Annotated in this window: 16 protein-coding genes; all 16 read left to right on the plus strand. The window is 44.7% G+C overall.

Annotation, left to right across the window (positions count from 1 at the left end; all coding sequences use genetic code 11):
- Positions 1-358 precede the first annotated feature (358 nt).
- The 16 genes from cydA (at position 359) to ACZ5ZC_RS13320 (ending at position 13,656) form a co-directional block, all read left to right on the plus strand.
- Entirely contained in the window at positions 359-1,945 is a 1,587-nt protein-coding gene (gene cydA / locus ACZ5ZC_RS13245; protein WP_012841977.1) for a cytochrome ubiquinol oxidase subunit I, read from the plus strand.
- Between the two features lie 17 nt (positions 1,946-1,962).
- Entirely contained in the window at positions 1,963-3,099 is a 1,137-nt protein-coding gene (gene cydB / locus ACZ5ZC_RS13250; RefSeq protein WP_006742909.1) for a cytochrome d ubiquinol oxidase subunit II, read from the plus strand.
- A gap of 12 nt (positions 3,100-3,111) precedes the next feature.
- Entirely contained in the window at positions 3,112-3,219 is a 108-nt protein-coding gene (cydX, locus tag ACZ5ZC_RS13255) for a cytochrome bd-I oxidase subunit CydX (RefSeq protein WP_000270284.1), read from the plus strand.
- The gene (gene ybgE, locus ACZ5ZC_RS13260) at positions 3,212-3,514 is read left to right on the plus strand and encodes a cyd operon protein YbgE (protein ID WP_041852976.1); all 303 of its coding nucleotides are present in this window, start codon (positions 3,212-3,214) and stop codon (positions 3,512-3,514) included. Before cydX ends, ybgE begins: the two co-directional genes overlap by 8 nt.
- A 172-nt stretch (positions 3,515-3,686) precedes the next feature.
- Positions 3,687-4,106 carry a tol-pal system-associated acyl-CoA thioesterase gene (ybgC, locus tag ACZ5ZC_RS13265; RefSeq protein WP_012841975.1) on the plus strand — a complete coding sequence of 140 codons (420 nt, stop codon included), beginning with the start codon at positions 3,687-3,689 and terminating at the stop codon, positions 4,104-4,106.
- Positions 4,096-4,794, plus strand: a complete 699-nt coding sequence (gene tolQ / locus ACZ5ZC_RS13270; protein ID WP_005378301.1) for a protein TolQ — start codon at positions 4,096-4,098, stop codon at positions 4,792-4,794. The genes ybgC and tolQ overlap by 11 nt, the downstream gene beginning before the upstream one ends.
- Positions 4,795-4,797: 3 nt before the next feature.
- On the plus strand, positions 4,798-5,241 hold the full coding sequence (locus tag ACZ5ZC_RS13275) for an ExbD/TolR family protein (RefSeq protein ID WP_005378298.1): 444 nt from the start codon (positions 4,798-4,800) through the stop codon (positions 5,239-5,241).
- Positions 5,242-5,254: 13 nt separating this feature from the next.
- A complete protein-coding gene (gene tolA / locus ACZ5ZC_RS13280; protein WP_046874744.1) occupies positions 5,255-6,322 on the plus strand; it encodes a cell envelope integrity protein TolA in 1,068 nt (355 codons plus the stop codon).
- A gap of 12 nt (positions 6,323-6,334) precedes the next feature.
- Entirely contained in the window at positions 6,335-7,687 is a 1,353-nt protein-coding gene (tolB, locus tag ACZ5ZC_RS13285) for a Tol-Pal system beta propeller repeat protein TolB (RefSeq protein ID WP_464931974.1), read from the plus strand.
- 30 nt (positions 7,688-7,717) lie between these two features.
- The gene (gene pal / locus ACZ5ZC_RS13290; RefSeq protein WP_464931975.1) at positions 7,718-8,242 is read left to right on the plus strand and encodes a peptidoglycan-associated lipoprotein Pal; all 525 of its coding nucleotides are present in this window, start codon (positions 7,718-7,720) and stop codon (positions 8,240-8,242) included.
- 15 nt (positions 8,243-8,257) lie between these two features.
- Positions 8,258-9,010, plus strand: a complete 753-nt coding sequence (gene ybgF / locus ACZ5ZC_RS13295; RefSeq protein WP_006742904.1) for a tol-pal system protein YbgF — start codon at positions 8,258-8,260, stop codon at positions 9,008-9,010.
- A gap of 253 nt (positions 9,011-9,263) precedes the next feature.
- Entirely contained in the window at positions 9,264-10,325 is a 1,062-nt protein-coding gene (gene nadA, locus ACZ5ZC_RS13300) for a quinolinate synthase NadA (RefSeq protein WP_005390762.1), read from the plus strand.
- 118 nt (positions 10,326-10,443) lie between these two features.
- Positions 10,444-11,487, plus strand: coding sequence for a potassium channel family protein (locus tag ACZ5ZC_RS13305; RefSeq protein ID WP_464931976.1), 1,044 nt, complete (start codon positions 10,444-10,446; stop codon positions 11,485-11,487).
- Positions 11,487-11,903, plus strand: coding sequence for a DUF350 domain-containing protein (locus tag ACZ5ZC_RS13310; protein ID WP_005390766.1), 417 nt, complete (start codon positions 11,487-11,489; stop codon positions 11,901-11,903). The genes ACZ5ZC_RS13305 and ACZ5ZC_RS13310 overlap by 1 nt, the downstream gene beginning before the upstream one ends.
- An 8-nt stretch (positions 11,904-11,911) precedes the next feature.
- Positions 11,912-12,481, plus strand: coding sequence for a DUF1190 domain-containing protein (locus ACZ5ZC_RS13315; protein WP_005390768.1), 570 nt, complete (start codon positions 11,912-11,914; stop codon positions 12,479-12,481).
- Positions 12,482-12,489: 8 nt separating this feature from the next.
- Entirely contained in the window at positions 12,490-13,656 is a 1,167-nt protein-coding gene (locus ACZ5ZC_RS13320) for a glutathionylspermidine synthase family protein (protein ID WP_054867753.1), read from the plus strand.
- The last annotated feature ends 64 nt before the right edge of the window (positions 13,657-13,720 follow it).

A 13,720-nucleotide genomic window follows, 5' to 3' on the forward strand; every position in this document is an offset into this window, starting at 1 on the left:
ATTGTTAACTCTATGTTTGCTCGCAACTGGTTAATTTCTCTCCTGATTACTCTCTCTTAACATCCGTATCTAATACTGGTTGATCTGGATCAATGTGATGGATTTTTGTGCAAATTCCGCGCATAAACATTGATGTATATCAAAGCGCATTCCGGCTATAAACCTTTTGAAACAATCTGTTTTTACAAGTAATATTAGCCCTAGCTATATTAGCTGATGCTTAACAATTAACTAACCAATGAAGCACATTTTTGCAACAATGAGTTGTGATAATTCAACATTTTTCAAGTGTAAATAACACTTGAATATGGATTGCAATATGTAGAGAGTGTCATTCAGCCGACACATAGGAGTTACCATGATTGACGTAGTTGATCTATCGCGGTTGCAGTTTGCACTGACAGCGATGTATCACTTCCTATTCGTACCATTGACCCTTGGTATGGCCTTCCTTCTGGCCATTATGGAATCGATGTACGTAATGACGAACAAGCAAATCTACAAGGACATGACCAAGTTCTGGGGTAAGCTATTCGGTATTAACTTTGCACTTGGTGTGGCGACAGGCCTTACCATGGAATTCCAGTTTGGTACGAACTGGTCTTACTACTCCCACTATGTAGGTGACATCTTCGGTGCGCCGCTAGCGATCGAAGCCCTTGTCGCATTCTTCCTGGAGTCAACTTTTGTTGGTCTATTCTTCTTCGGGTGGGATCGTCTATCTAAACGTCAACACTTAGCGGTTACTTGGCTTGTGGCGCTGGGCTCTAACTTCTCTGCACTTTGGATTCTTATCGCAAACGGCTGGATGCAAAACCCAGTAGGCGCGGACTTCAACTTCGAAACCATGCGAATGGAAATGGTAAGCTTCTCTGAAGTTGTACTAAACCCAGTTGCTCAGGTTAAGTTCGTGCATACGGTTGCTTCTGGTTACACTTGTGGCGCAATGTTTATTCTAGGCATCAGTTCATACTACCTATTAAAAGGTCGTGACATTGCGTTTGCTCGTCGTTCATTTGCTATCGCTGCTTCTTTCGGTATTGCGGCTATCTTATCTACCATCGTTCTTGGCGATGAATCTGGCTACGAGCTTGGTGAAGTTCAAAAAGTGAAGCTTGCTGCAATTGAAGCAGAATGGCACACAGAACCAGCTCCAGCAGCGTTTACGTTGTTTGGTGTTCCTAACCAAGAAACCATGCACACAGATTACGCAATCAAGATCCCTTACGTAATGGGTATCATCGCGACACGTTCTTTTGATGAGCAAGTAACAGGTCTTCGTGACCTACGTGATGAGCACGTCGATCGTATTCGTGACGGTATGTACGCTTATGAACTTCTTGAGAAGCTTCGTGCGGGCGACAAGTCAGAAGAAAACATGACTGCGTTTGATGAAGTGAAGGGTGACCTAGGTTACGGTCTACTTCTAAAACGCTACACAGACAATGTTGTTGATGCGACAGAAGAGCAAATCCAAGCTGCTGCGGATGACTCAATCCCAACAGTATGGCCGCTATTCTGGTCATTCCGTATCATGGTTGCTTGTGGTTTCATCATGCTATTCGTTTTCGGTGCGGCATTTATTCAAACGTGTCGTCAGAAGATCGAACAGAAACAATGGATTCTTAAAGCTGCACTATTCAGCATCCCACTACCGTGGATTGCGATTGAAGCGGGTTGGTTCGTCGCTGAGTACGGTCGTCAGCCATGGGCTGTTGGTGAAATTTTACCAGTGCACGTTGCAGCTTCTGCACTAACTGCTGGCGAAATCTGGACTTCACTATTCGCAATTCTGGCGCTATACACGGTATTCCTGGTTGCAGAAGTTTACCTAATGTTGAAATTCGCTCGTAAAGGCCCAAGCAGCCTGAAAACGGGTCGCTACCACTTCGAGCAAAATGCTGACTCTGTTGAAGACAAAGTTAGTCGCCAAGTAGAAGCGTAAGGTAAGGAGATAACAAGATGTTTGATTACGAAATCTTGCGACTCATCTGGTGGGTACTAATCGGTGTTCTACTAGTTGGTTTTGCAGTAACAGACGGTTTCGATATGGGTGTAGGCGCGCTTGTACCTATTATCGGTAAAAACGACACGCAACGTCGCGTCATGATTAACTCAATTGCCCCTCACTGGGATGGTAACCAAGTTTGGCTTATCACTGCTGGTGGTGCATTGTTTGCAGCTTGGCCTTTGGTTTACGCAACGTCATTTTCAGGCTTCTACTTAGCGATGATTTTGACACTAGCAGCGCTATGGCTTCGTCCTCTGGGCCTAGACTACCGCTCTAAAATTGAAGATCCAAAATGGCGCAATACCTGGGATATCTGTATCTCAATCAGTGGTTTTGTTCCACCAATCATCTTTGGTGTAGCGTTTGGCAACCTACTACAGGGCGTACCATTCCAATTGAGTGAGTTCTTGATGCCAACATACCACGGCTCATTCTTTGGTCTTCTAAACCCATTTGCACTGCTGTGTGGCCTAGTTAGCTTGTTCATGATTTTGATGCAAGGTTCGACTTGGCTACAAATGAAAACAACGGGCGAAGTGCATGTGCGTGCTCGCAACGTTGCTCAGTTGGCTGGTTTACTGACGGTTGCAGCGTTTGTAGCTGCTGGTTTCTGGATCCAAAATATTGATGGTTACGTCATTGTTGGCGGTATCGACACTAATGCAGCTTCTAACCCTCTAAACAAAGAGGTAATCCGTGAAGCTGGTGCGTGGATGAAGAATTTTGAAAACTACCCACTACTATGGGCTGCTCCTGTACTAGGTGTCGCAATGCCGCTTCTTGCCGTATTGGCATCTCGTCTTGAAAAATGTGCGATTTCGTTCATTACTTCAAGCTTGGGTGTTGCTGGCGTTATCTTTACTGCAGGTTTTGCGATGTTCCCATTCATCATGCCTTCAGACTTAATGCCAAGCCACAGCTTAACAATGTGGGATGCAACGTCATCTGAACTGACTCTGAATCTAATGACAGGCGTTGCGTTTGTTATGGTACCAATCATCCTTGGTTACACGTCTTGGACTTACTACAAGATGTTTGGTCGCCTTGATGATCAGTACATTGAAGACAACAAAAACTCACTTTACTAAGGAGCATTTACTATGTGGTATTTCGCATGGATTCTAGGTGTACTACTTGCTTGTGCATTCGGTATCATCAACGCTCTTTGGTTAGAGCACTCAGAAATGATGGACAAAGACAGTGAGTAATCTCGCTGATAAGGTAGCGCAACTTCACGCTCCGATGGATAAGACTCTGTTAAGAGTCTTATCTCTCATCCTTGGCTTTATGCATGTAGGATTGGTGATGTGGGATCCTGAAGCTTACCATCAAGCAATTGGTGGTTTTAACTCAATCATCGCACCAGCACTGATTTGGTCTGTATGCTCAAGCATGGTTTATGGTGTGGGCTTCAAACCGAGAAACTGGTACTGGCAAGCTTTGTTTAGTCCCTACTTTTCGTTAGCTATCTTAATTTATTTAACGGCACTTTATTTCTTTTAGGCTGAAATACGCTGTAATAAAGTCGGTTACTAAATCATCGAATAAAAGCTAGGTATTTCGCCTAGCTTTTATTTTTTCTACAAATTTCAAAAATATTCCCTTAGCTCGGTACCAATTGCTGTCGCTTCAGTTATAGTAATTACTTTAAAGAATTGAATATATTGGGACTCCCTTGCAAGGCACATCAAATCTCTTTCGCTGGCCGATCACCGTGTACTATGAAGACACCGATGCGGGCGGCGTTGTATATCATTCTAATTATCTAAAATTCTTTGAGCGCGCGCGGACAGAAATGTTACGTGCCAAAGGCATTTCTCAACATGTGTTACTGGAACAAAATATCGGCTTTGTTGTCCGACACATGGATATTGATTTCAACCAAGGGGCAAGGCTGGACGAGCATTTGACAGTATTAACCCGAGTGTCAGAAATAAAACGTGCTTCCCTGCAATTCTGTCAAGAGTTGGTCAATGATCAAGGCAAGATATTGTGCAAGGCCTCTGTTAAGGTAGCATGTATCGATAATAAGAAAATGAAACCAATAGCTATTCCAACCTTTATAAATTCGGAGCTAACAAATAGTGACTGCTGATATTTCCATTTTAGATCTCTTTCTTCAGGCCAGTCTGTTGGTAAAGCTTGTGATGCTGACGTTGCTTGGCATGTCAATTGTGTCATGGGCAATGATCATCAAGCGCAGTAAAGTGCTTTCTCAAGCGTCAAAAAATGCAGAGCAGTTTGAAGACAAATTTTGGTCGGGTACTGATCTTTCTCAGCTTTACCAAAAAGTAAAAGCGCGTAAAGACGAAATTGAAGGCACAGAAGAAATTTTTTACGCAGGTTTCACGGAGTTTGCTCGTCTACGTAAGAGCAACGCAAACTCACCAGCGTACATCATGGAAGGCACTGGCCGCGCAATGCGTGTTGCTGTCTCTCGTGAAGTTGATGAACTAGAAACAAGCTTACCGTTCTTAGCGACAGTCGGTTCTATCAGTCCTTACATCGGCCTATTTGGTACCGTTTGGGGCATCATGCACGCTTTTATTGCGTTGGGTGAAGTAAAACAAGCTACGCTGTCTATGGTTGCACCGGGTATCGCCGAGGCATTGATCGCGACAGCGATGGGTCTATTTGCGGCTATTCCTGCTGTAATGGCCTACAACCGCCTAAGCAATAAAGTGAGCAAACTAGAGCACACTTACGCAACATTTTCTGAAGAATTCCACAGCATCCTTCATCGTCAAGCGATGGCTGGCCGAGACAGCGCGGATAAGGAATAAAGCATGGCGGGTTATCAACCTAAAAAGCGAAAAATGACAGCGGAGATCAACGTTGTTCCGTATATCGACGTAATGCTCGTACTGTTGATCATTTTTATGGCGACCGCTCCATTTGTGACTCAAGGCGTCGATGTTGATCTTCCGAAAACATCGACCGCTGAATCTATGCAAGACCTTGCTGGCGAAACTGACAGTAGTTTTATCATCATCGAAATTGATAGCGAGGGTAATTTAGGCCTAAGCGTAAACGATGAAGAAGTTCAACGAGGTTTGTCGTTGCAAGATGTTATTGTGCGAGTGAAAGCGGAGCGAGAGGTTAAGCCAGATTCACCAGTTGCGGTAGGTGGCGACGCGGCAACACCATATGCCGATGTTGTGCTATTGCTGGATGAACTAAGTCGAGCTGGTATCCCTAAGGTAGGTCTAATGACCGATATCAGGGAATAGACATCAATTATCTATGAAAGATCACAAGAAGAAACCCAACCAATACGCCAAACCGATAGCAATATCGGTTGGTTTGCATGCAATTCTAGTTGCAGCCCTGCTTTGGGGGACGGACTTCAACATGTCTAAACCAGAGCCTACAGGGCAAATGGTTCAAGCTGTTGTCATCGATCCAAAACTTGTGCAGCAACAAGCGAAAGAAATTCGCCAGCAACGCGAAAAGGCAGCAAAAAAAGAACAAGAGCGTCTTGATAAATTGAGACGCGAAGCAGAGCAGCTAGAAAAAAACCGTAAAGCTGAAGAAGAGCAAATTCGCAAGTTGAAAGAACAGCAAGCGAAAGATGCTCAAGCGGCACGAGAAGCAGAAGCTGCACGTAAGAAAAAAGAGCAAGAGCGCAAGCAGGAAGAAGAACGCGTTCGCAAAGAAAAAGAGCGAGCTGCTAAGCTAGAAAAAGAGCGTAAGGCAAAAGAAGAAGCTGTGCGTAAAGCTGAGCAGGAGCGTTTAGCGAAAGAAGCGGCTATAGCAAAAGCTGAGCAAGAACGTCTAGCTCGTGAAAAGGCGGCAAAAGAAGCGGAAGAAAAAGCACGTCGTGAGCGTGAAGCCGCTGAAAAAGCTGAAAAAGAGCGCATCGCAAAAGAGAAAGCGGCAAAAGAGGCGGCAGAGCGAGAGCGCAAAGCGAGAGAAGCTGCGGAACGTGCAGAGCGCGAGCGTAAAGCGCAAGAAGCCGCGCTAGATGATATTTTTGCAGGCCTTGAGGATGAGGTTAGTAAAAATAGTGCTGCTCGAAATCAATTTATTGACGACGAACTTTCTCGAATGTCATCCATCTATACTCAAAATATTCAGCAAAAGTTGATTAAGGATGACTACTTGCTGGGAAAGGAGTGTAGGGTAAACATCAAATTGATTCCGACAGGAACTGATATGATGGTCTCTGGTGTTACCGTTTTGAGTGGCGATACTCGAGTATGTGCAGCGGCGAAGCGAGCGATAGCTCAGGTAGGGACGTTCCCTAAATCTTCAGAAGCTGCGGTAAACGAAAGACTAAAAGACATCAACATAACTGTTGCTTTGGACTAAAAGGAATAAGACGTGATTAGACGCCTTTTACTAGGAATGTTTGTACTGTTTAGCAGTATGACAAATGTGGCGAATGCCGCATTAGAGTTGGTCATTACCGATGGTATTGATTCAGCACGACCAATTGCTGTTGTTCCGTTTAAGTGGGAGGGTACTCAAGCGCTTCCAACGGATATTTCTGCTGTTATTGCCTCGGATTTGCAACGCAGTGGTAAGTTCAGCCCCGTTCCAACGAGCAAGATGCCACAAACTCCGTTCAGTGAATCAGAAGTCAATTTTGATGCCTGGACTAATTTAGGTGTAGATGCTCTGCTGACTGGCTCAATCAAACAAAATGCTCAAGGTGATTACGTTATCAACTATCAACTTGTTGATATTGTGCGTGGTCAGCTAACGGGTGGAAATAGTAAAGCGCTTGGTAGCGATGGCGAATTAGTACTGTCAAAAGATCATGTGCTGTTCAATAAGGTCGCGACAGTTCAAGGTCCTCGCATGCGTGAGTACGCTCACCGCATCTCTGATTTGGTGTATGAGCAGTTAACGGGTGACCGTGGCGCCTTCATGACCCGTATTGCATACGTGGTGGTGAATGATAAAGACCGTTTCCCTTACCAACTTCGTGTGGCTGATTACGATGGTTACAACGAGCGCTTGGTTTTACGTTCTAAGCAACCATTAATGTCACCAGCATGGTCGCCAGATGGTAAAAAGCTTGCGTATGTTAGCTTCCAAAATGGTCAAGCAGAAATCTTTATCATGAACATCTACACCGGTGAGCGTGAGAAGATTACTTCATACCCACGTCATAATGGTGCGCCAAGATTTTCGCCTGACGGCAATAAGTTAGCGATTGTTCTCTCTAAGACAGGCTCGCTTCATGTTTACACGTTCGATCTTAACACTCGCAAGCTGACGCAAATTACGCGTGGCAGATCAAATAATACTGAACCGTTCTGGCATCCAGATGGAAAATCGTTGATTTTCACATCGGATAGGGGTGGTAAACCACAGATTTATCAAGTAAATTTGGGCAGCGGTTCTATTGACCGTTTGACTTGGCAAGGCAGCCAAAATTTGGGTGGCCAGATTACTCCTGATGGGCGATTCCTAGTAATGGTGAACCGCAGCAACGCAGGATTTAACTTGGCGAAACAAGATTTGGAAACTGGTGCTCTTCAAGTCTTAACTAAGACCTTGCTTGATGAGTCTCCTAGTATTGCCCCAAACGGTGGCATGGTTGTGTATAGCTCGATTTACAACAAGAAAAACGTACTATCGATGGTGTCAATTGATGGTCGATTCAAAGCTAGATTACCGGCAACAAATGGGCGTGTTAGAGCGCCTGCATGGTCACCGTTTTTGTAGTAATAAGTTTGATTAATAAAGGAAAATAAGATGCAACTGAACAAGGTTCTAAAAGGGCTACTAATCGCGCTTCCTATAATGGCTGTTACAGCGTGTAGCTCAAGCGACGACGCTGCTTCTAACACTGGTGCAGCAACAAACAACAATGGCGCAGTTGAAACAACAGTAGCTACGCCAATTGATCAAAGCGGTCAGCTAACAGAGCAAGAGCTAAAAGAGCAAGCGCTACGTGAAACTCAAACAATCTACTTTGCTTTTGATAACTCAACAATTGCAACAGATTACGAAGAGATGCTTGCAGCTCATGCTTCTTACCTAAGCAAGAACCCAGCTCTTAACGTGACTATCGAAGGTCACGCTGATGAGCGTGGTACTCCTGAGTACAACATCGCTCTTGGTGAGCGTCGTGCACAAGCAGTAGCGAACTACCTGCAAGCACTAGGTGTTCAAGCTGACCAAATCTCAATCGTTAGCTACGGTGAAGAGAAGCCACTTCTTCTAGGTCAATCAGATGAAGTTTACGCTAAGAACCGTCGCGCGGTTCTAGTATACTAATTCGAGGTAATCCTCATGTTCAGTAACACTAAGCGCGCTGTTGCGCTTACGTTACTGGCAAGTGCAGCGAACTTTGCGTTCGCTGCACCAGCTCCAGTATCCGATCTCAACAGCACATCATCCGTCTCTAAGAGCCGTTCATCTGAAACGGAAGTAGAGCGTCTAGAGCGCTTGCTACAAAACCGCAATCGCGTTCAGCTCCAAATGCAACAGCAAATTGACCAAATGTCACAAGAGATCAGTGAATTACGTGGTCAATTAGAGCGAAATAGCTACGAAATGAAGCAAATGTTGCAACGTCAACGAGAGTTGTTTGTCGAGCTAGATCGTGTGCGTGGAGAAATCAAATCCGCGCCTGCGCAAGAAGCGAAACCGGCTAAAACAGGTGGTCAGTACACACCAAATGTTGATGAGCAAACGGCATACCAAAATGCAGTCGACCTCATTCTCAAAAAACGTGACTACACTGGCGCAATTGCAGCGTTCCAGCAGTTCCAGAAAGATTATCCTGATTCCACATACTCAGCGAATTCTCACTATTGGCTAGGCCAATTGTACTTCGCTAAGAAGCAGGACAAAGATGCTGTAAAGAGCTTTGCAGCGGTGGTGTCTTATAAAGACTCCAATAAGCGAGCCGATGCTTTGCTCAAGTTAGGTGAAATCGCAGAGCGTAATAACAATGCAGCTCAAGCGAAAAAGTACTACCAACAAGTGGTTGATGAATACCCAGGTAGTGCATCTGCAAAACTTGCCAGCTCTAAGCTGTAAGGCGTTATGTTTTAAAAAGGAAGCTTCGGCTTCCTTTTTCTTTTCCGTTTCTTTATCGGTGGTGATCGAATAAATCGAGAGGAATGGCATTGAGCCTTTTATCCCCATCTTGCAACGGATCCTTTCAATCAGAAATGCTACCTGTAACAAAGATATACGGCTAGATAGCTAGAAATCCCCGCGACAAGTTGGTTTTTGAAAATTAACGAGGTTACAATACTCGGACTAAAGGAAGTTGCGTAGAGCAAGAGCAATGAGCCATATATTAGATAAAATCGACACTGTTTACCCATTCCCACCGAAGCCAGTTCCATTAAGCGAAGAAGAAAAAGCGTCTTACATTGAGCGTATTAAAAAGCTGCTAAAAGAAAAGGATGCGGTACTTATCGCGCACTACTATACCGATCCTGAGATTCAAGCCCTAGCGGAAGAAACGGGTGGTTTTGTTGGTGACTCGTTGGAAATGGCGAAGTTTGGTAATCGTCATCCTGCAAGCACACTGATCATTGGCGGTGTTCGCTTTATGGGCGAGTCGGCCAAAATCCTAACACCAGAAAAGCGAATTCTAATGCCAACGTTGGAAGCGGAATGTTCGCTCGATCTTGGCTGTCCAGCGGATAAGTTCAGTGAGTTCTGTGATGCTCACCCTGATCACACGGTTGTGGTTTATGCAAATACCTCAGCAGCGGTTAAAGCCCGTGCCGACTGGGTCGTTACATCAAGCATTGCGCTTGAAATCGTTGAACACTTAGACGCTGAAGACAAGCCAATCATCTGGGGACCAGACCGTCACTTAGGATCGTACATCGCTAATAAAACTGGCGCAGACATGCTGCTATGGCAAGGTGAGTGTGTGGTTCATGATGAGTTTTCTGCTGATGCGCTACGCAAAATGAAGAGCGTGTATCCAGATGCGGCTATTTTGGTTCACCCTGAGTCACCAGCAAGCGTCGTAGAACTTGCCGATGCCGTTGGATCAACGAGTCAGCTGATCAAAGCAGCGAAAGCGCTTCCTCACAAACAAATGATCGTTGCGACAGACAAAGGCATTTTCTTTAAAATGCAGCAACTTGTGCCAGAGAAAGAACTTATCGAAGCGCCAACCGCAGGTGCTGGCGCAACATGTCGCAGCTGCGCACACTGTCCTTGGATGGCAATGAACGGTTTGAAAGCGATAGAGAAAGCGCTTAGCGAAGGCGGTGAAGAACACGAGATCTTTGTTGATGAAGAATTGCGTGTTAAATCGCTCATTCCGTTAAATCGTATGTTGGACTTTGCTGAGCAGCTAAATATGCAAGTGAAAGGTAATGCTTAAAAAGTAGGCGTAACTGAAAGTAAATCTCAAAAACCAGTCGAATATGGCTGGTTTTTTTGTGTCTTACTATCAATGAGTTACTATTGATGCAATCAATGAATATCGAGGTTATAAATTTATGGCGGTGTGGTTAGTAGTTAAAAAGTGGCTTAGTTCACACCTTTTTAAATTGAGCAACCGAAGTCTTCTCATCTTTAGTGGCTTATATGTGAGCCTTTCATGGGGACTGCTCGTTCTCGCTGGTGAAACCGCATTAACAGACAACTTCTCTAACTTTATCTATTACCTTATGGTTACGGCGAGTACGGTTGGCTATGGCGATCATTCTCCAGTGACAGATTTGGGTAAATGGGTTGTTGTACTGTTTGTGATCCCAGGCGGCTTGAGCCTATTCGCTGCATTATTGGGACGTGTCGCTGGAGCAGCGATGGATTACTGGCGAGCGGGTATTTTAGGAAAACGGAGAGTAAGAGTGGAAAACCATATTGTATTGTTGGGTTGGAATGGATCGAGAACGATGCACCTTATTCGCATGTTACAACATGAAGAAGAGGGGAAGCGTCCGATTGTTTTATGCAGCCGTTCAGAAATAGAAAACCCGTTGCCAGGCGAGATCAGTTTTATCAAAGTGACCAGCTACACGGATTCACAAGAGATGAAAAACGCCAATATTGCTGAAGCAGCTTGCGTTATTGTTGATAACCTATCGGACGATATCACGCTGTCAGCCGCGCTGTACTGTGCTTCTGTGAATCCTTCCGCACATTTGGTCGCTTACTTTAAAGATGAGGCGTTAGGCCGTCTTTTAAGTCAACACTGTCCTAAAGCGGAATGCATACCTGCAGTTGGCGCGGAAATGCTGGCAAAAGCGGCGGTAGATCCGGGCTCAAGTGCACTTCACCAAGAGCTATTAGCTTCAACACGAGGCATGACTCAATACTCGGTCATTTATCCTGCAAGGCTGCCAGTAACGACTGTTGAGAGTCTCTTCGTTTTTCTCAAAAGGCGTCATCATGCCACACTAATTGCTTTTGACATTGGCCAAGGTATCCAACTCAACCCAGATTTAGATGCTGAAGTACCACCGAGTACCAAGCTGTTTTACATTGCAGATGAACGTATTGAAGATTTTGCATGGAAAGAAATGAACAAGGAACAATAATGCACATGATTGCTGACCTGTTAGCAGGTTTTCCCAATTTTTTACTCTATTTTTCTGTTTCTATTATTTTCGTTTTGGCGTTTAAGTTCATCTACGTGAAGCTTACGCCTTACGATGAATGGCACCTGATCAAAGAAAAGCAAAATACAGCGGCAGCGATTGCACTGAGTGGCGCATTTCTTGGTTATTGTATTGCGATTTCGGGGGCGGCCAAAAACTCAGTCAACATTGTCGATTTTATGGTATGGGGCGTTGTTGCAATGCTGGCGCAGATCATTGCATTTGCGATTGTACGTTTTGTTTTACTTCCAAAAGTGACTGAGCGTATCGAAAAAGATGAGCTGCCTGCCGGTATTGTATTAGCGGCTGTTTCTATATCGGTCGGTGTATTAAATGCCGCTTGTATGACGTACTAGGAGGAACGATGAAGCGGAGTTCTAACGTTAAACGTTCTTCCATGGACAAAAGTTTAAAGCTTGGGAAAATTATTCCCTTTGCTGCTTTTGGCGGTATTTTCTTCTTTGCGACACAAGAATCGAAAACCGAGGGCTACATTTTTTCTGACGCTGATGAATGCAAATCAAACTCGCCAGAGTTCAGTGAGCAGTGTGACATTGCTTATCAAGAAGCTTTGGCTCGCGCCGAACGAAATGCCCCTCGCTACAACAATGAGTTCGAATGTGAAAATGATTTTTACGAAGACGATTGTTACTACAGTTCCAGTTCCCGAGCTTATGTGCCTCACTTTGGGGGCTTCTTTTACAGTCGCGCACTGAGCGGTTTGAAAGGTTACAACAAGAGCTATTACTCTGAACCAATGTATCGCTATAAATCCAAATTCTATAATGGTGCGGGACAATTTTTTGGTTCCTATCGTAATCAGCCGACGAAGGTTGCGACCAGTAACCTAAATAAACGTGGTGGCGGAACTATTGGTAGAGCGATGTCTCGAGGCGGGTTTGGTAAAGCGGTATCGGTCAGCCGAGGCGGTTAATAAGCACTATGTTTCGACGAGAAATACAAGAACGAGAAAACTGGCGTGATTTAGCACGCCAGTTTGGTTTTGGCTTCCATTCCATGTATGACCAACCGTATTGGGATGAGAGTGCTTACTATCAATTCACGCTTGATCAAATAGAGAACGATATTGAAGCGCCCACTGAAGAGCTGCATCAGATGTGCTTGGCTATTGTGGATGAAGTAGTTCGGAGTGAGCGGTTGCTGACGCAATGTGCGATCCCTGAATTTATGTGGGAGCAGGTCGCTTCTTCGTGGCACCGAAATGAACCCTCACTCTATTCGCGTCTGGATTTTGCATACAACGGAACTTCGCCAGCTAAGTTACTGGAGAACAATGCGGATACGCCGACCAGCCTATTTGAAACGGGTTTTTGGCAGTGGGTGTGGTTAGAGGATGTTGTAAATAAAGGTCTAATTCACCAGAGCGCGGATCAATTCAACATTCTTCAAGACTTTTTGATTGAGCGTTTTTCCGAGATAGCCAAATATCAACCCGGGCAAACCCTTCACTTTAGCTGCTGCAAGTACACTGAAGAAGATAAAGGGACTGTCCAGTATTTAGAAGATTGCGCGCGCGAAGCTGGGTTAGCGACGGCGTTTGTTTATGTCGAAGATATTGGTGCGACGGAAGATGGTCTGTTTGTGGATGCAGATGACAGAGCGATTCGTTGGATGTTCAAGCTTTATCCGTGGGAGTTTATGTTTGAAGAGGAATATGCGAAATACCTAGCGACCGCGAAAGTGAATTGGTTAGAACCTATGTGGAAGTCGATTCTATCCAACAAAGCACTTTTACCGTTATTGTGGGAGCGCTTTCCGAATCATCCTAATCTTTTACCTGCCTATTTTGCTAACGGTTCAAAAGCGAACACTTTGAAAGATTTTGTAATCAAACCACTATTCTCTCGAGAAGGCGCAAATATTGAGATCGTCAAAGGTGGGAAACGCATACTCAAAACAGCAGGGCCTTATGAATCTAAATTCAATATCGTCCAGCAGTATTATCCGTTACCCAAGTTTGGGCAAAGCCATACATTAATTGGCAGCTGGTTAGTCAACGATAGAGCCGCTGGGATTTCGATTCGGGAAGACACTAGCTTAGTCACGCAAGATATGGCGCGATATATTCCACATGTGATTTTAACATGATCAAAAAAGCTCTCCATCCAGAGAGCTTTTGTCTATTCTGCGGTTCAATCTTGATGGTCGACAG

This window comes from Vibrio sp. JCM 18905, from assembly GCF_055393305.1.